Annotated in this window: 13 protein-coding genes and 2 pseudogenes; 7 read left to right on the forward strand and 8 right to left on the reverse strand. The window is 70.6% G+C overall.

Translation table 11 applies throughout. The features are described 5' to 3' along the window. Positions 1 to 229: 229 nt before the first annotated feature. Both RB628_RS31120 and RB628_RS31125 read right to left on the reverse strand, forming a co-directional pair. Entirely contained in the window at positions 230 to 661 is a 432-nt protein-coding gene (locus tag RB628_RS31120; RefSeq protein ID WP_318323928.1) for a hypothetical protein, read from the reverse strand. 483 nt (positions 662 to 1144) lie between these two features. Then, positions 1145 to 2014 (reverse strand): UbiA family prenyltransferase, encoded by an 870-nt coding sequence (locus RB628_RS31125; protein WP_318323929.1) that lies wholly within the window; start codon positions 2012 to 2014, stop codon positions 1145 to 1147. Between the two features lie 147 nt (positions 2015 to 2161). On the opposite strand from RB628_RS31125, the gene RB628_RS31130 reads away from it, so the two are divergent. The 4 genes and pseudogenes from RB628_RS31130 to RB628_RS42735 all read left to right on the forward strand — a co-directional run. After that, the gene (locus tag RB628_RS31130; RefSeq protein ID WP_318323930.1) at positions 2162 to 3220 is read left to right on the forward strand and encodes a type III polyketide synthase; all 1059 of its coding nucleotides are present in this window, start codon (positions 2162 to 2164) and stop codon (positions 3218 to 3220) included. Between the two features lie 34 nt (positions 3221 to 3254). Beyond that, positions 3255 to 3794, forward strand: coding sequence for an isoprenylcysteine carboxyl methyltransferase family protein (locus RB628_RS31135; protein WP_318323931.1), 540 nt, complete (start codon positions 3255 to 3257; stop codon positions 3792 to 3794). After that, positions 3791 to 4804 (forward strand): NAD(P)/FAD-dependent oxidoreductase, encoded by a 1014-nt coding sequence (locus RB628_RS31140; protein ID WP_318323932.1) that lies wholly within the window; start codon positions 3791 to 3793, stop codon positions 4802 to 4804. Before RB628_RS31135 ends, RB628_RS31140 begins: the two co-directional genes overlap by 4 nt. A 465-nt stretch (positions 4805 to 5269) precedes the next feature. Next, positions 5270 to 5551 (forward strand): annotated as a pseudogene (locus tag RB628_RS42735) (N,N-dimethylformamidase beta subunit family domain-containing protein); the annotation flags it as partial. A gap of 123 nt (positions 5552 to 5674) precedes the next feature. Here the strand turns inward: RB628_RS42735 and RB628_RS31150 are convergent. From RB628_RS31150 to RB628_RS31160, 3 genes are all read right to left on the reverse strand, one after another. Continuing rightward, positions 5675 to 6988: a phytase gene (locus RB628_RS31150; RefSeq protein ID WP_318323935.1), complete on the reverse strand. Its 1314-nt coding sequence runs from the start codon at positions 6986 to 6988 to the stop codon at positions 5675 to 5677. 132 nt (positions 6989 to 7120) lie between these two features. Beyond that, a complete protein-coding gene (locus RB628_RS31155) occupies positions 7121 to 7261 on the reverse strand; it encodes a hypothetical protein (RefSeq protein WP_318323936.1) in 141 nt (46 codons plus the stop codon). Between the two features lie 201 nt (positions 7262 to 7462). Then, entirely contained in the window at positions 7463 to 7969 is a 507-nt protein-coding gene (locus tag RB628_RS31160) for a hypothetical protein (RefSeq protein ID WP_318323937.1), read from the reverse strand. An 866-nt stretch (positions 7970 to 8835) separates the two neighbouring features. On the opposite strand from RB628_RS31160, the gene RB628_RS31165 reads away from it, so the two are divergent. Further along, entirely contained in the window at positions 8836 to 9333 is a 498-nt protein-coding gene (locus RB628_RS31165) for a peptidylprolyl isomerase (protein WP_318323938.1), read from the forward strand. 661 nt (positions 9334 to 9994) lie between these two features. On the opposite strand, the pseudogene RB628_RS31170 reads toward RB628_RS31165, so the two are convergent. The 3 genes and pseudogenes from RB628_RS31170 to RB628_RS31180 form a co-directional block, all read right to left on the reverse strand. After that, positions 9995 to 11649, reverse strand: a pseudogene (locus RB628_RS31170) (glycoside hydrolase family 13 protein). Positions 11650 to 12417: 768 nt separating this feature from the next. Continuing rightward, on the reverse strand, positions 12418 to 12774 hold the full coding sequence (locus RB628_RS31175; RefSeq protein ID WP_318323951.1) for a PIN domain-containing protein: 357 nt from the start codon (positions 12772 to 12774) through the stop codon (positions 12418 to 12420). Between the two features lie 317 nt (positions 12775 to 13091). Then, positions 13092 to 14672: a glycoside hydrolase family 32 protein gene (locus tag RB628_RS31180; RefSeq protein WP_318323939.1), complete on the reverse strand. Its 1581-nt coding sequence runs from the start codon at positions 14670 to 14672 to the stop codon at positions 13092 to 13094. Positions 14673 to 14882: 210 nt separating this feature from the next. Here RB628_RS31180 and RB628_RS31185 point away from each other — a divergent pair, with 210 nt between their 5' ends. Next, positions 14883 to 16292: an extracellular solute-binding protein gene (locus RB628_RS31185; RefSeq protein WP_318323940.1), complete on the forward strand. Its 1410-nt coding sequence runs from the start codon at positions 14883 to 14885 to the stop codon at positions 16290 to 16292. Beyond that, a complete protein-coding gene (locus tag RB628_RS31190; protein ID WP_318323941.1) occupies positions 16289 to 17284 on the forward strand; it encodes a sugar ABC transporter permease in 996 nt (331 codons plus the stop codon). The genes RB628_RS31185 and RB628_RS31190 overlap by 4 nt, the downstream gene beginning before the upstream one ends. The last annotated feature ends 9 nt before the right edge of the window (positions 17285 to 17293 follow it).

Consider the following 17293-nt stretch of genomic DNA (forward strand, 5'->3'; position numbering starts at 1 on the left):
ACTACCGCACCCGAGCCGCCCGCGCTCACTCACCGTGAAACCACCGGCTGTAGTACTAGGCTGTTGTCAGGGTCCGAGAAACAGGGGAAACAGGGATCATGGCGATTGGGGACGAGCCCATGTCCAGACGGCCCCGGCCGTCGATGGCGGATGCCGCCTGTGGCGGAGCCGGGTGATCGTGACCGCGATGACGCGGGGCGTCCGGTCGGCAAGGCCGCCTGCGGGACCGTCAGTGGGGAGCGGCACGGCTGTGGAACCAGTGCTGCTTGCGGCGGGGGCGTTCGGCCGGTCCGGCGAGGTCCGCGTCGTCCCTCTCCGCCTGCGGCGGCTGCGCGCGGGCGGTGTCGCGTTCGTTGTGCAGGCCGCCGCGTTCCTGTTCGGCTGCGGCGGGCTCGCGTGCGGACGCTCGGCGCCCGCGATGCGCGGGGCGCCTGCGGCGAACGGTGCGGCGGGTGCCCGTCAGGATCAGGCTCAGCCCGAGCAGAGCCGCCGCTCCTACGACGATGCCGCAGAGGAAGAGGGTGCCGGTGGAGCCGGTGACATCAACCCCCAAGACGGAGAATCCGCCGGTGAGTTCGTGACCGCTGCCACGGTTGGAAAGAACGCCGGCGACACCGATGACCACCGCGGCGGCGAGAATGAGGAGTCCAAGCATGATCATGACGTACTCCTGGGATCTGCTTCCCCTTCCCACGGTAGAGCCGTTCTCACCGGGGGGCCACCGCCGGAGGTTGCGTCCACCATGCCACTGAGGTAAGGACAGGCCTGAGGACACCTGCACTACTGGGTGCACAGCCTCTGATCCGCCCGCCCCCCTGGGATCCGCCCCTCCGCCGCGATCCCGGGAGGCCTATGTGCCATGGCCTTCTTCCTGGCTCTTTCTTCTCTGCAGCGCCCTCGCGCTGATCCTCGTCGGCGCTGCCGTCGACGGCATGCTGTATCTGCTCTCCACCGGCGTGCCGCTCCTCATCGCCGCCGTGCTGTACATGCTCGTGGACCCGGTATCGCGCTCGCGCCGGCGCCCGGTCCGCTGCCCGATGGTGGTAGGTGGCGGACCGCCGCTCACAGGCGGCGCCGGCGAGCCGAGGCGAAGCAGCCCGAGCAACCCGACCGGCCAACCGAGCGCCGGCGAGGTCAGGCGCGGTCAGGCGATCCCGGTGCCGCGCAGCAGTAGCAACGACACGTCCACCGCCGCCACCGCGACCGCCGCCGCGAACGCCAACCGCTCCCAGCGGCGTCCCAGCACCGTCCCCGCCGTCGCGATCAGGGCGGTCACCAGGAGCACTGCCGATCCCCATCTGCCGGGTGGTCCGGCAGGACCCAGCACCAGAACCGCGGACGCGGCCACCAGCGGCACCGGCAGCAGCAACAGCGCGCCGTCCGGGCCCAGTCGGTGCGGCCAGCCCCGTACGCCCGTCGCCAAGTCGCCGCGAATGTCCGGCAGTACGTCGCCCAGATGGGCGCCGATCCCCAGCAGGGCCCCGGCCGTGACAACCCACCAGGCCGGCCACGGCTGCCCCGGCAGGCCCAGCGCGACGAACGCCGGGAGGCCGCCGAAGCCCACCGCATAGGGTGCCCAGGACCACGCTGTCGCCTTGAGCCGCAGGTCGTACGCCCACGCCGCCGCCACCCCGGCCAGGTGAACGACGCCCGCCCACAGGCCACAGGCGAACGACAACGGCACGCACAACGCCAGCGCGGCATACGCGGCCACCCACACCTCCGTCACACCGACCGTTCCGTCGACGACGGGTTTGCCCCGGCGGCCGGCGGCGATGTCCCGGCGCGCGTCGAACGCGTCGTTGCACCAGCCGACGGACAACTGCCCGGTCAGCACGGCGGCACCGGTCAGCACACAACGCGCGGCGCTCTGGCCTGCGGTCACGGCCAGCGCGGCCATCAACACGGTGACCGCCACGACGGGTCCGGGGTGGCAGGACCCCGCCAGGCCACCCGCCCGCCCGGCCCAACCCGCCGCCGGGCCGCCGACCGCAGACTGCTCGGGAGCGTCCATCGGCCGATCCTAGGCGCCCCCGCCCCACCCGGCCGCAGCCGCGCCAACGGGAGGAACAGCCGGACGGGCGATCCATGGTGCCGAAACCCAGAACCGGGGAACACGTTCAGAGCAACTCGCCCCAGTCGGTAACCGGACGGGAATCTCATGACGCGGATCGCCGCAGTTCAGGGTGCTCTCGCACCGCACCGTCACACCCAGTCCGAGATCACCGACATGGTGGCCCGCACCTGCCTGCCCGAGGGCACCGACCGACGGGTCCTGGACCGGCTGCACCGGAGCGCGAAGGTCCGCTCGCGCCACATGACGCTGCCCCTCGACCGATACGGGGAACTGGACGGATTCGGCGCCGCCAACGACGTCTTCGTCGCCGCAGCCACCGACCTGGGAGCCAAGGCCGTCCGGGGCGCTCTGCATGCCGCCGGCCTGACCGCCGCCGACGTGGACCTGCTGATCTTCACCTCCGTCACCGGCATCGCCACCCCCTCGATCGACGCACGGCTGGTCGGCCGCCTCGGACTGCGGCCCGACGTCAAACGGCTGCCCCTCTTCGGCCTGGGCTGCGCGGGTGGCGCCGCCAGCCTGGCCCGTATGCACGACTACCTGCTGGGCCGGCCCGACCAGGTGGCGGTGCTGCTGTCGGTCGAGTTGTGCTCGCTCACCTTCCAGCGCGACGACGCGTCCATGGCCAACCTGGTCGCCACCGGCCTGTTCGGCGACGGTGCCGCCGCGGTCGTCGCGTGCGGCGCGAACCGCCCGGACGAGACCGCCGGCCCGACGATCGTGGACTCCCGCAGCCACCTGTATCCGGACACCGGGCGGGTCATGGGCTGGGACATCAAGGACACCGGCTTCCAGGTCGTCCTCGACCCGAAGGTCCCCGACGTGGTGCGCCGTTACCTCGCCGACGACGTCCAGGGGTTCCTCGGCGACCACGGACTGAAGCCGAAGGACGTGACCGCCTGGGTGTGCCACCCGGGCGGCCCCAAGGTCCTTCAGGCCGTCACCGAGGCCCTCGACCTGCCCGAGGAGGAGCTCGATGTGACCTGGCGTCACCTGGCCGACGTCGGCAACCTGTCCTCGTCATCGGTACTCCACGTCCTGCGCGACACCCTGGCCCGGCGCCGCCCGCCGCCGGGCACACCGGGTGTACTGCTGGCCATGGGGCCAGGCTTCGCCTGCGAACTCGTCCTGCTGCGCTGGTAGTCGGCCGTCGAGGGACACGAAGAACAGGGGACACATGATCTGGTACGGACTGCTGATGGCGGCGGTCGCCGCCGAGCGCGTCGCCGAACTCGTCGTCGCCCGCCGCAACGAACGGTGGAGCAGGGCCCGCGGCGCGGCCGTGACCGGGCAGGGCCACTACCCGGCCATGGTCGCCCTCCACACCGGCCTGCTGATCGCCTGCCCGGCCGAGGTGTGGCTGGCCGACAGCCCCTTCGTACCCGCCCTGGCCTGGCCGATGCTGGCCGTGCTCGCGGGCGCCCAGGCGCTGCGGTGGTGGTGCATCCACACCCTTGGACCGCGTTGGAACACCCGGGTGATCGTCGTACCCGGTCTGCCGCTGGTGACGGGCGGCCCCTACCGGTGGCGGTGGCTGCGGCATCCGAACTACGTGGCCGTCGTCGCCGAGGGCGTGGCCCTGCCCATGGTGCACACCGCCTGGGTCACCGCGACCGTGTTCACGGTGCTCAACGCCGCCCTGCTCACCGTCCGCATCCGCTGCGAGAACCGGGCGCTGGCCGCCGCGACCACGCCGACCGCACCCGCTCCGGCGTGATCGACGTACTGGTGGCCGGCGGCGGACCCGCCGGACTGTCCGCCGCCATCCACGCCGCGCTCGCCGGCCTGGAAGCCGTCGTCGTCGAACCCCGGACGGCGCCCGTGGACAAGGCCTGCGGAGAGGGAATCATGCCCGGTGGCGTCACCGCGCTGCGGGCACTGGGCATCGAGGTCACCGGACGCGAACTGCGTGGCATCCGCTACGTGCAAGGTGCCGTCCGCGCCGAAGCGTCCTTCCGCGGCCACAGCGGGCTGGGGCTGCGCCGTACGACGCTGCACTCCGCACTGCACGAGCGCGCTCTCGGCCTCGGCGTGCGCATGCTGCCGGGCAAGGTCGGCGAGGTGCGCCAGAACGCGGACACGGTCACCGCCGCCGGAACCACGGCCCGTTGGCTGATCGCCGCCGACGGCCTGCACTCCCCGGTGCGCCGCGGCCTGGGGCTGGAACTGCCGGGCCGCCCCGACGGTCGCTACGGGCTGCGCCGCCACTACCGCGTCGAACCGTGGACGGACTTCGTGGAGGTCCACTGGTCCCGGCACGGCGAGGCCTATGTGACACCGGTCGGCGACGACCTGGTGGGCGTCGCGATTCTCAGCCACCGCCGTCGCGGGTACGACGAACACCTGACCGCCTTCCCGACGCTCACCCCGTCGCTGCGCGGCCCGGCCGCGACGGAGGTACGCGGTGCCGGACCGCTGCTGCAGCGGGTGCGGCGCAGAACCGCCGGCCGTGTCCTGCTCGTCGGCGACGCCGCGGGTTACCTGGACGCACTCACCGGCGAGGGCATCACCCTCGCGCTGGCGACGGCCGGGGCCGCCGTCCGCTGCCTGTCCGCCGGACAACCGGAGGCGTACGAGCGCACCTGGGCCCGGCTGACCCGGCGCCACCGACTGCTGACCGGTGCCCTGCTGGCCGCCAACCGCCGTCCGGGCACCGCCCGCCTCATCGTCCCCGCAGCGTCCCGGATGCCCCCGGTGTTCGCAGCCGCCGTCCACGCACTGCAGTAGCGGCCTGACCCTGTGAAGAGCACCGGCGGCGCGGACTCCTGACTTGTCCGGACGACGCCTGGTGCCTGCCGACCTGGCTGGACAAGGATTTTCCCCCGCCTCGGCGTCGAAGAAACCAGCCTCCAGAAGGCTCCGGCGACGGACCAGAAGGAACTCCAGCCCGTCTCCTGAATCCGCCCGGAGCACGGCACCCGCTTCCGGGCAGGGACCCTGCCCACCGAGCGCAATCCATTCGAAGCGGGGCTCGGCTCCCTCGTCCAGCTGGACAGGCCCGACTTCCCAGGCCGCGCCGCGCTCGTCGCCCAAGCCGGGCGTGAACCCAGGCACACACTCACCCGCCTGCACGTCAACGACGAGAGCCCCACCGTCGTGGCAGGGAACCTGTCCGCGTGGACGGCGGACAGGTCGGCCGCATCACTCCCTGCTCACCACCGGACGCGGCTGGCCACCGTCACGCTGGGAGCAGTGGGCTGCCGACGCGCTCGTACGCCAGCTCCTGCCCTGAGCGAAGACGCGCCCAGCCGAGTTCCACAGCCCCGTCCAGGACAATTCGACGCCCTCACCGACGATGACCCCGGCCGGGAAGGCCACGACCGGCTGCGCGGCCACCGCGTCGTGATCACGGGAAGTCACCCCGGATACGTCACACGACGCGAGCTGGACGCCGAGGAGTTCACCGCAAACGGCGGACAGCCGACGTACCTGGGCGGCAACGGGTTCTTCGCGACCGGCTCCTACGACCCCGACGCCCCGCACCTGATGGAGCTGCGCCGGGCCGACGGCGGCATCCGCCCCCACCAGTCCCCCTTCGCGGACCGAGCTGGGCGGCGTGTACGGCCACCGGGCCCACGACCCGGCGGCCGTGGACGGTCACATGCCGGTGGCGTCCACCACTGCGCCGAGGTCGACGAACTTGAACCCGGTCGCCGTGCGCGTGCCGCCCTCCCCGTCCGGCACCTCCGGGGTCTCCTGCCCGTCCTGGACGACGAGCAGGCCACGCGGATAACGCTCCCCCAGCGGGGCGTTGAGGACAGCGGCCCCGTCGCACTCCTCCACGCTGTCGAGCGTCCGCGTCGCGGCCCCGATCCGGAAACCGCCCTCGTACTCGTTGCCCTCGCGCACCTCGCGGTCGTACAGGGCGAAGGTGTTGTCGCCCTGGCTGGAGGCGAGCAGGAAGCCGCCGCCGTCCCGCTGCTGGAACAGCGTCAGGCCCTCGACGTCGGCCGCGAGGTGCTTGCCGCCGTAGCCGGGGTCGGCGCCCGGCGTGCACTCCTCGGTCGCCTCGTCGTAGGTCCCCGGGACGCCGTACTCCTTGACCTTGTCCACCAGGACCGGCCTGCCGGTGAGGTCGGCGCGCAGTCGCCAGATGCCGATGTCCTCCTGGCCGGCGTAGAGGGTGCCGGTGGCCGGGTCGACGACCATGCCCTCGACCTGCGGGAGTTCGCCGGGTTCCGCGCAGGGGCTCCACGTCGTGCCGTCGGGCAGGCGGAATGAGGACGGCAGGTCGAGGGTGCGGACCTTGCGGTAGCCGACCCTGCCGCCTGCGGCCGGGACGAGTTCGAGGAGGGCGAGGCGGGTGCGTTCACGCTGGCTGACCAGAGCGTACGTGCGTCCGGTGGCCTTGTTCTTCCAGGTGGCCAGGCCGTACGCGGTCCGCTGGTCGTTGATCTCGGTCTGGTCGGTGGAGAACACCGGGGCGGCGGCCGGGTCGGTGATGTCGGTCAGCGGGCCGCCCGGCCGCGACGGGTCGACGCGGTAGATCCGCAGGCGGTCGTTGCCCCGGTCGCTCACCACCGCCACGTCGGTCCGGCCGGACGTCGTGCGCAGGCCGGAGACGAGGTCGACGTTGTTGAAACGGCCCGGGGCGTCGTCCTCGGCGGGCGGGTGCGGGGCGGGCAGCGACTGCACCAGGTGTGCGTCCAGGTCGTACACCCGCAGGCCTCCCTCCTTGGCGGTGGCGACGACGAGGCTGCGTCCGGGGTCGGCGGCGTTGCGCCAGACCGCCGGGTCGTCCGCGTCGGAGTTGCCCCCCGCCTCGTCGTCGTAGAGGGCGGCGGTCTCGGTGGTGGCGGTCACCGCCGGCAGACCGGTTGCCGCTGAGGGGGTTGCGGCGAGAAGGGCGATCAGCGCGGTGCCCGAGGCGAGTGTCGCGGCTGTTCGCGGGGTACGGTGCGTCGTTCTCACAGGCGGTTCCTTACTGTCGGGGCCTGTCGGGGCCCTCGTGAGGCTGTCGCGGACATGCCGATAGTGCGTGGGGAAGCTTGCGGGGAGAAGGCTGTGGTCTGTCCGCGCCGTCATGTGGAGTACGGCAGTACGTCAGCTGAAGTTCGCGTCCCGTTCCGGCAGGCCAGAAGGGCTCGCGACGACAGCGCCCGGCGTGCCGTCGCGGAGTCCGAGGGCTGCCGGGACACAGGCGAGGAGCAGGGCGCTCAGGGCTGTTCGCGGTACTGCGGACACGGAGTTCCGATGGCTCTTCAGCCTCATCCCGTCGACCTACCACCGGGCTACCCGCTCGCGTACGAACACGAACTGAGGCTCGTTGACGGCCGACGCGCCGCGATCCGGCCGATCGTGCCGTCCGACGCGCCGGACCTCGCCTCGGCGATCCGGTCGGCGGACGCCGACACCCTGCGCCGCCGCTTCCCAGCCTGTCCCTGCTCAGACCGGGACAGGAACGGACCAGGACAGTGTCCCGCTTGCCCCCTGAACTCGCGCCGGACCATTGGCCCGCGCAGTGGTCCAGGTCCCGCCCCCGGTGAAGACGAACAGTCGCAGTACCAGGAAACGTCCGACTCCCGCGAGCGAGGCGGCGCCGAGGTAGACGGCCTGCTCGAGCAGCATCCCGGCCGACGGCTGCACCGCGTCCAGTACGAGCATCGCGGCGCAGGTCACCACGTAGGCGACCGAGGCCGACCCCGCGGACTGCACGTGCTCGCGCCATGCGGCGTGCCGCCCGGCCCCGAAGGTGAAGCGGGCGTGAAGCTCTGTGGCGAGGATGGTGGAGACGACGGTGATCAGCGCGTTCGCCACCACCCAGGGAACCAGCACGGCCAGCTGCGCCACGGCCAGACTGGAGGCGACCCCGACACCCCCGCCGCACAGCACGAACCGGGCAAAGGCGCCGAGCGGACCAGGAACAGCCGAGGACCCGATCACGCCGTCCATGCGGGCCTCCACCCCCTCCGCACGCCGCGCCCTCTGCGGCCGGGGGGCCGTCCCGCGTCGCATCGCCTGCAACGCAGCTCTGCCGCTCGATCGGTGTCCCAGCATCTGCTCTCTCCGTTTTCCGTGACGGGAACACCGTCGCGGAAGTTCATGAGGAATCTGTGAGGCACCAATGATCGACGGGTGAGCTTTCTCGGCGCCGCCCCGGCCCGGGGCATGCGGCGTTCAGCGATGCAGGTCCCGAGAACCGCATTCGCGCAGTTCACGCAGCGAAGTCGCACGATCCGCCAGGTCCGCAGCCCGGCACACGGCCGAATCGGCGATGGCGGTAATTCACCCTTGCCGCACAGCTCGCGGATCTGGACGGCACGACGGCTGACTCAGAGAACCGGCCGGTTTCACAGTCCCGGGACTGGAACGGGGACAACGACTTGGGCGTCGGTCAACGAGAGACCGCCAGGCCGACAAGCGGACCGACTCCCGGAGATCAGGCTCGTACGTGCCGCTGCTGCACTTCCTTGAGCACTCCGGCCACCTTCGCGAAGTCGCTCGGTGGTGTCTGCCTCGGTCCCGTCACCAGTCCCGTCACCGGTCCCACCATCGGGGGTGGGGTCAGCCCTACTCCCGGTGGCCAGGCAGCAGACTGACACCCGGCCCCGCGAATCCGGGACGGTAGTGCCCTCACGGAACCCGCGTGAACTCCGAATGAGCCTCCGCCAACTTGAAGTCGCAGGCCGGCTGAGGTGCAGGGGGAGCGGGACGAACTCTTCGTCGCCGGGAAGGTCCTTGGCCTACTCGGCGATCGCCGGCGCGGCCCGCGAGTGGGCTCCCCCGGCGGCGCGCCTGGGGCGTGACAGGATGTCCTTGTGTCTACCAACGTATTCTTCGACATCACCATCGACGGCGACCCTGCGGGCCGCATCGTCTTCAAGCTGTACGACGAGGTCGTTCCCAAAACGACGCAGAACTTCCGTGAGCTGGCCACCGGCCAGCACGGCTTCGGGTACGAGGGCTCCGGCTTCCACCGCGTCATCCCGGCCTTCATGCTCCAGGGTGGCGACTTCACCCGTGGCGACGGCACGGGCGGCAAGAGCATCTACGGCGAGAAGTTCGCCGACGAGAACTTCAAGCTCAAGCACGACAAGCCGTTCCTGCTGTCCATGGCGAACGCCGGCAAGAACACCAACGGCTCGCAGTTCTTCATCACCACCGTTCTCACCCCGTGGCTCGACAACAAGCACGTCGTCTTCGGCGAGGTCGTCGAGGGCCAGGACCTGGTCACGAAGATCGAGTCCTTGGGCTCCCAGTCCGGTACCACCCGCGCGAAGATCGTCATCGCCTCCTCGGGCGTCGTGGGCCAGTAACACCCCTCCTGCTGAGGTCCGCCGGGCCGCCTGCTGGCTGCCGCAGCCTTCCGTCTGCGGCAGCCGGGCACGGGCTTTCAGGGCGCGGGCGCACACTCCAACTCCTTTGCCGCCGGCCGCGCCGACCCCGCCCGCGTCCTGCGCGTTCTGCTTGTCCCGCTGGACACGTGTACGAAGGGTCCGACTCGGAACTCGTGCCCGACCTCATGAAAGTGCCGGTCGACGGGGGCTTCCGGTGCGGGGCCCTGCGCTCGCGGGCCAAGGCACGGGCAGCGAACGCGCGCTGCCCGGCCGGAGACGCAAAGACGTTGCACGGTTGGTTGACTCAGGCGGCCGAATCGCTCCCCCGACTGGCAGACCGTCCGCCCTGCCGTCGAGCTGCCCGTCCGGGCGTGAGACCACGAGGCTCGGTGCGCACACCGAGACGACGGCGTCGTGCACGAAGGGCTGCCCCTGCACGACCGGGCCGGGCGCTACGGCTACGGCTACGGCTACGGCATCGGAGGTCTGGGACGTGGTGGTGTTCAAAGGAGCGGAGCCTCTCGCTGTTGCTGGACGACGCCGGCCGTGCCGAGGGTGGGCCAGGGTCTGTCCGGTCAGCGGGGAGTGACACCGGACAGGCCCTGGCGGATCGAGGGGCCGTGGCCCCGGTTGCGGGCTGTTACACAGCGAGCCAGACCGCCTGTTCGGGTTCCAGCCGCCCGTCCGCAACCGGGCCGCCGGCCAGCAGGATCGCGGTGTGGTCGGGCAGTTGGTACGCCTCATCCGAGAGGTTGACGACGCAGGTGAAGCCTGGGTCGCGGCGGAAGGCGAGAACCCCTTCGGGGGCGTTGAGCCAGGTCATGGTGCCGTCGCCGAGGGCGGGGTTGTCGCGGCGCAGGCGCAGGGCGGTGCGGTACAGCTCCAGCATCGAGGTGGCGTCGCCAGTCTGTGCTTCCACGCTCCGCTCGCTCCAGTTGGCGGGTTGTGGCAGCCAGGGTCCGGCGTGGGCGTCGTCGGGACTGAAGCCGAACGGCTCCGCCTGTCCTGACCAGGGGATCGGTACGCGGCAGCCGTCGCGGCCGCGGTCGGTGTGTCCGGAGCGTTCCCAGATCGGGTCCTGGAGGACGTCGGCGGGGAGGTCCTCGACTTCGGGCAGGCCGAGTTCCTCGCCCTGGTAGACGTAGGCGCCGCCGGGCAGGGCGAGCATGAGCAGGGCGGCGGCACGGGCGCGTTGTGTGCCCAGTTCGAGGTTCAGGGGGCCTTCGGGCCGATAGGGCTCGTTGGCCACCCATCGTCTGGCCGTCTTGCGGCCGTAGCGGCTGGGGTGGCGTACGACGTCGTGGTTGGAGAGCACCCAGGTCGCTGGTGCGTCCACTGAGCCGAGCATGGCGAGTGAGTCGTCGATGACCGTGCGCAGGTCCTTCGGGTCCCAGCCGGCCATGAGGAAGTCGAAGTTGAACGCGGTGTGCAGGCCGTCATGGCGGACGTAGGCGGCGAGGCGTTCGGGGGTGTCCGCCCAGGCTTCGGCGACGTACGTCCGGTCGCCGGGGAACTCGTCGGCGACCCGGCGCCAGGCACGGAAGATGTCGTGAACCTCGTCCCGGTCCCAGTGCGGGTGGTCGACATGCTGCCGAGGGCCGTCGCTCTCCGGGTCTCGGCGGGGTGACAGGTCGGACAGTCCGGGGTCCTTGACGAGTCCGTGGGCGACGTCGATACGGAAGCCGTCCACGCCCCGGCTGAACCAGAACCGCAGGATCGACTCGAACTCCGCCCGTACATCGGGGTGTTCCCAGTTGAGGTCGGGCTGCTGGGGGGGGGGAACAGGTGCAGGTACCACTCGCCGTCGGGCAGCCGGGTCCAGGCGGGGCCGCCGAAGACGGAGACCCAGTCGTTGGGCGGCTGGGCTCCGTCTGGGCCGCGCCCGGACCGGAAGATGTAGCGTCCCCGCTCCGGGCTGCCCGGTCCGGCCTCCCGTGCGGTCCGGAACCAGGCGTGCTGGTCGGAGGTGTGGTTCGGGACGATGTCGGGGATGACGCGGATGCCGTGCTGGTGCGCCTCCTCGATGAGTTGCTCCGCCTCGGCCAGGGTGCCGAACAAGGGGTCGATCTCGCGGTAGTCGGCCACGTCATAACCGTGGTCTGCCTGCGGCGACTTGTACCAGGGGTTGATCCACAGGGCGTCCACACCGAGCGACTTGAGATAGGGCAGGCGGGAGCGGAGGCCGGCGATGTCGCCGACACCGTCTCCGTTCCCGTCGGCGAAGCTGCGGATGTAGACCTGGTAGATGACCGCGGAGCGCCACCAGGGCGAGGGCGTGGTCGTGGTGGAGGACATGGTGCTGGGGTCCTTTGCGGGAGGGGAAGGAGCCCCGCCGGACTCGTTGCCTTGGTGGCGGCGCCCGCGGTGCGTCCGGCGGCGCGTGGTGTGTGTCCTTCGCCTACTTCAGGCCGGTGGTGGCGATGCCGGCGGCTCGGCCGGACTGGGCGCTCGACTCGCCTCAGCAGGGCGCCTCGTGGACTGTCGGCCCGTCCGAACCCTGGGCTGGCACGGGCTCGTACGAACTGACTCGTGCGGCACGGGAAGTGCTCCTCGGCGCCGACTCGCCGGTCGCCCTCACCGGGCGCTCCAGGACCGCGCTCGCCCAAGCACGCGAGAGCTACTCGGAAGTGGTCCACCCCGACGGGAAAGTCGACGTACGCGGAGGGCGCGACACCAGCGCACGCTGGTGGACCTGGGCCGGCTACCGGGCCAACGCCACTCTGGCCGCCACGCTCACCACGATCACCGATCCCCTCCAGCGGCCAACAGACACCTGCATCCGCCTTCGCGAGGACGTGACGCCCGCAGAATGGAGGGCGGTCACTTCGGAGGCAGTCGACCAACTGTGCCTTCCCGCAGTGGACGCGCGCGCTGAACGGCCTCAAGTTCAGCGCCGCTCTGCCAACCCGGCTCGCAGAGGCCACCCCCGCCGCACGGCTCGCGGATCTGGACGGTGCGGCGGCTCCACTCAGAGGACCGGCCAGGTTCACGGTCCTGGGGCAGTGACTTGGGCGTCAGTCAACGAGAGGCCAACCGGCCGACAACGTGGACCGGCCCTGGAGATCAGGCTCGTACGTCTCGCTGCTGAAGTTCCTTGAGTACTGCGGCCGCCGTCGCGAAGTCGTTGTCCACGTGGAGGACGGTGTGCCCATGATGGACCGCGGTCGCACACACCAACAGGTCGATCGGTCCTGCCACACGATGCTGGCCCTGCTGAGTCAGCTTGTACTGGGCGGTGTCGCCCCGGCGCCAGGCATTCTTCGGAACGGGAGAGAGCAGGCAGAGTGCGTCCAGCTCCTCCGCGAGTTCGTCGCGGTGGGACGGACTGGTTGCCGAGTAGAGAAATTCGGCGCGTGTCGGCTCGCAGAGGTGGAACACCCCGGCGGCGATTTGCCCCTCCCAGGGGGGCCGGCGGATCATGCCGGAGACGCGGGGCCTGGCACGCCCGTCTGCGGCGTTGTCGTCGGTTGCCGACTCCCCCACTCCCGACTTCGCTCGACCGGGGGGACTCCCATCGCGTCGACGCCCTCCTCCGCCTTGCAGCCGGACGCTCCCCCACGCTCGAACAACCTCGCGCGGGGGACCCCCATTCGCCCCGCTCACCTTCGTTTGTTCGGCGCCGCAGCTATTCTCCGACCTGATCCGCCGGACAGGCCCTGGCTTGCCTCGGTATGGAGAGCCCTGGCGCGCCGGTCGTCGGCAGCCTCTCGGCCCGCCCCGGCCACCTCCCCGTCGGATCAGACCGTGAACTCCCGGATCACCACGTTCCGGAACACCGCCTGCCCGCCGATCGTGAACAGCGCCAGTGCGGTGTCGGACGGGTCGGGGAAGGCCTCGGTCGAGTGCACGTACCGGCCGTCGCCGACGAACATCTCGACGGACGTGCGGTCGACGAGGATCCGCAGGCGGACCGTGCCGGCGGACAGGTCGAACGGCGTGCGGCTCTCCTGCCAGCGGCCGGAGGTGTCGGGGCTCACGGTGTAACCGCGGTTGACGAAGGCGTAGTCGCCGTAGACTCCCGCGTCGATATGCCGCCCACCGTCCGACGACCGCCGCAACTGGAGGCCGGCGCCCACCAGTTGGTCCCAGGTGATCTCACAGGTCAGCTCGTACGCGGTACCCGTGTAGTCGAGCGGTCGTGTGCCGTCGACCGCGATGTCGCCGAGGTCCACCGTGCGCGACACATGGTCGTCCAGGGCCGCCACCGGCTGGGACGCCAGGTAATACGTACCCGACGCGTGCTTCAGTCGTACCTCGCGGACGATCGAGTCGGTGCCGTTGAAGCCGTCGCACTCGGTGGTGGGCGTGGTGTTCGCGTAGTCCCAGTGGTTCATCCAGCCGATCGCATACCGCGCGTCAGGGTCCAGGACCCCGCTCGCGTCACGTTTGTCGAAGGTGACCGCGGCGTACCAGTCCCAGCCGTGGTCCAGCCACTGGGGATCGGACGCGTCGGCGGTGAAGGTCGTACCGTCGAAGGAACCCGTCCAGTACGCGAACGTGCTCGGCAGCCCGGAGCCCTTGCCGTTGGCGCTGACACCCAGCACCCACTTCCAGGTCCCGTCGTCCGACCTGATCCGGAACAGGTCGGGGCACTCCAGGACGCCGATGCCGCCCTTGACGAAGCCGCCGACGTACGTCCACGCCTTGAGGTCGGTGGAGTGGTAGAAGCCGACTTTGTCGTTCTCGGCGAGCAGCATCACCCACCGCCCGCGCTCCTCGTCGCGGATCACCTTGGGGTCACGGAAGTCCCGTACGCCGGGGTTGGGGAGGACCGGGGCGGTGCCGTGGTTCGTGAAGGTGCGGCCGTCGTCCGTCGAGTAGTACAGGTACTGGGCCTGGGTGACCTCGTCGGGCGCCATGGTGGCGATGACGATCACCGCGCCCGCACCGAAGCCAGCCGTGTCGTCCGTGTCGACCACCGCCGAGCCGGACCAGACATCGCCGTTGGGAGTCGTGTCCTTCGGCACGGCGATGCCCCGGTCGGTGAAGGAGACGAGGTCGGTGCTGGTGGCCAGGCGCCAGGTGGTGCCGGCCGCCGTGCCGCCCGTCGAGTAGTCGGGGTTGTAGAGGTAGTAGTAGTGGTACTCGCCGTCGATCCAGATCGGGCGCTGCGGGTCGTTCATCCACTGGTCGGGGACCGTGAAGTGGTACTCGGCGCGGTAGCTGCCCGTGCACGCGGCCGTCGCCTCGCGGGGCACCGCCACCGCCGGTCTCACGAGGTCCGGCAGCAGAACACCGGCGGCGGCGCCGACGGCCGAGGCCGTCAGCAGCGACCGCCTGGACAGTGTCTCCCCTGGGCCGGGCGAGCTCCTCTTCATGCCACGCATCGTGCGGCTCCCTTCCCCGACGTCGTCGTCGGGACGCGGCTCTTATGGACCGGAACCGTATACCTAACTCGTTAAAGGTCAAGCCCTCGCGCACCGACCCGATTCGATAACTTCCCCTCCGAGCACATCCCTTGACAGAGCCTCAGCGGGGTTCTCATCATCATGGAATCACACTTCGGCTAACACGAGTTAGGCTCGCCGATGACCGACTCGCTCCTCTCCCGACGGGCCCTGATGCGCTACGGCGCATACGGCGCCGGAGCCGCCGCTCTCGCCGGTGTGGCGGCCGGCTGGGACCGCCTCACCGCCGCCGACATCCCCGGCCGCGACGACGGCTCGCTCGTCATCGCCACCCTGGGCTCCGCCTTCAACCCCGAGGCGCAGCGCGCCCTGCGCGACGGATTCCGCGAGGTCCACCCCGACATCAGGATCCGCATCAACCCCGTACAGGCCTACGACTGGTCGGACTTCTTCTCCAAGATCCTCACCCAGATCGCCGCGGGCACGGCACCCGACCTCGTGTACGTCGCCACCGAGGGCGTGCAGCTCTTCGCCCAGCGGCTCGGCGTACCGCTGGACAGGTGGGCGAAGCGGGACGCGGCCGAGCTGCGCACGTACTTCGCCGACGTCCATCCCTCGCTGGTCGAGTCGATGATGTACGAGGGGAGCCTCCACCAGCTGCCGGTCGAGTTCAACGCGGCCGACATGTACCTCAACAGCCGGGTCCTCGAACGCGCGGGGGCCGACCTCCCCGACGACGACTGGACCCACGACGACTTCACAACGCTGCTGCGAGCGATGAAACGCAGCAACGGCGACCGGTTCACCCCGTACTTCTGGACCAACCGGCTGTGGGGCGGAGTGGTCCCCTGGCTCTTCGCCAACGACACCAACCTCCTCACCGAGTCCAAGGCCCCCGGCGGCGACTGGCTCTGGAACTCCTTCTATCCCGAGGCACAGCGGCGCGGCCGGGGCGGCGGCTACCGGTGGACGACACCCCTGGCCGACTCCGACCGCGTCGCGGAGGTCTACGACTACCTCTCCTCCCTCGTCCAGGAGGACCTGTGCACCCGGCCGGAGGGCGGCGACGGCCGCAACCTCGTCGGCGTCTTCTCCACCGGCCGCGTCGGTGTCACGCCCGCGGGCGGTTTCTGGGCGGGCGGCCTGCATCAGGCGGGCATGAAACCGGCCGACTACGACGTGCAGTACTTCCCGCGCTGGCGTACCCGGCGTCACCAGTTCGGCGCCGCCGGGTACGCGATGCTGCGCACGTCGAAGATGCGGGACGAGGCCTGGGAGTTCATCAAGTACACCGCCCGCAAGGACGTGATGATCCAGCTCTTCGCGGCCAACCAGACCACTCCGGCCCGCCGCTCCATGGTCGACGAGGCCCGCTACCGGGAGACCGGCCCGGCCCACTGGCAGGTCTTCTACGACACCCTCGACAAGATCCCCACCACCGGCCCGATCCCGGCCCCGCCGCAGGTCAACGAGGTCGAGCAGCTGCTGATCAAGCACACCGGAACCGCCCTTGCGAGCCCCGGCGCGGTGCGTCCCGCGCTGCGCCGGCTGCAGGGGGACCTGGAGAAGGCCATGGAGCGTGGAGTGTGACGAACACCGAGATCAGGCCCGTGGGGCCGGAGCCCGCCCGCACCCGCAAGAGCCGCAGGAACCGCAGGACCGGTCAGACCCGTAAGGCATCCGGGTCCACGGCCGCCACCACCATCCGCACCCGGGGCACCCGCCTCCTCGCCGTACTGTTCCTCGCGCCCACCGTCGTCGGCATCGTCGTCTTCACGGTCGTACCGATTGTCGGCTCGGTCGTCCTCAGCCTCTTCCAGTGGGACGTGATCGACGACCCGCGGTGGGCCGGAGCGGACAACTACCGGGAGATCCTGACCGATTCGACGGTCCTCGTCTCCTTCCGCAACACGCTCGTCTTCATGGTGCTCGCGGTCGCACTCCAGTTGCTGATCGCGCTCGTGCTGGCGATCGCGGTGAACGGCCGGATGCCCAAGTGGCTGCGGTCCGTGTTCCGTTCGGCGTTCTTCTTCCCGCTGGTGCTGTCCGCCGCGTCCATCTCGGTGGTGATGAAGTACCTGTTCAACCAGGACTTCGGCCCCGTGAACTGGCTGCTTGCCACGGTCGGTATCCCCTCGGTCCCCTGGCTGACCTCGGAGAACGGGGCAATGGCGGCCGTGGTCCTGGCGTACGTCTGGCAGCAGTTCGGCTTCTCGTTCCTGCTGTTCGTCGGCGGCCTGAACAACATCCCGAAAGAGGTGCACGAGGCGGCTTCGCTGGACGGCGCGAGCGGGGTGCGCAAGCACCTCGCCATCACCCTGCCGCTGCTGTCGCCCACGCTGCTGGTGGCGTCCGTGGTCGGCATCATCAACGCCCTCCAGGTCTTCGAGCAGCCGTACGTCCTCACGGCGGGCGGTCCCGGCGACTCGACGCGCACGGTCGTGATGGTCATCTACGAGACGGCCTTCGAGCAGCTCCGCTTCGGCGAGGCGTCCGCCGTGGGCGTCCTGCTCTTCGCCCTGATCATGGCGGTCACCGCACTCCAGTTCCGGCTCAGCCGGCGTTACGTCCACTACCAGTGAGCCGGGTGA

The organism is Streptomyces sp. ADMS (assembly GCF_033441795.1).
Taxonomy (GTDB): Bacteria; Actinomycetota; Actinomycetes; order Streptomycetales; family Streptomycetaceae; genus Streptomyces.

Excerpts from the sequence above, each read along its gene's own strand:
- RB628_RS31120 (WP_318323928.1), bottom strand. The coding sequence starts at position 661 with ATGATCATGCTTGGACTCCTCATTCTCGCCGCCGCGGTGGTCATCGGT.
- RB628_RS31125 (WP_318323929.1), bottom strand. The coding sequence starts at position 2,014 with ATGGACGCTCCCGAGCAGTCTGCGGTCGGCGGCCCGGCGGCGGGTTGG.
- RB628_RS31130 (WP_318323930.1), top strand. The coding sequence starts at position 2,162 with ATGACGCGGATCGCCGCAGTTCAGGGTGCTCTCGCACCGCACCGTCAC.
- RB628_RS31135 (WP_318323931.1), top strand. The coding sequence starts at position 3,255 with ATGATCTGGTACGGACTGCTGATGGCGGCGGTCGCCGCCGAGCGCGTC.
- RB628_RS31160 (WP_318323937.1), bottom strand. The coding sequence starts at position 7,969 with ATGGACGGCGTGATCGGGTCCTCGGCTGTTCCTGGTCCGCTCGGCGCC.
- RB628_RS31175 (WP_318323951.1), bottom strand. The coding sequence starts at position 12,774 with ATGATCCGCCGGCCCCCCTGGGAGGGGCAAATCGCCGCCGGGGTGTTC.
- RB628_RS31180 (WP_318323939.1), bottom strand. The coding sequence starts at position 14,672 with ATGAAGAGGAGCTCGCCCGGCCCAGGGGAGACACTGTCCAGGCGGTCG.
- RB628_RS31185 (WP_318323940.1), top strand. The coding sequence starts at position 14,883 with ATGACCGACTCGCTCCTCTCCCGACGGGCCCTGATGCGCTACGGCGCA.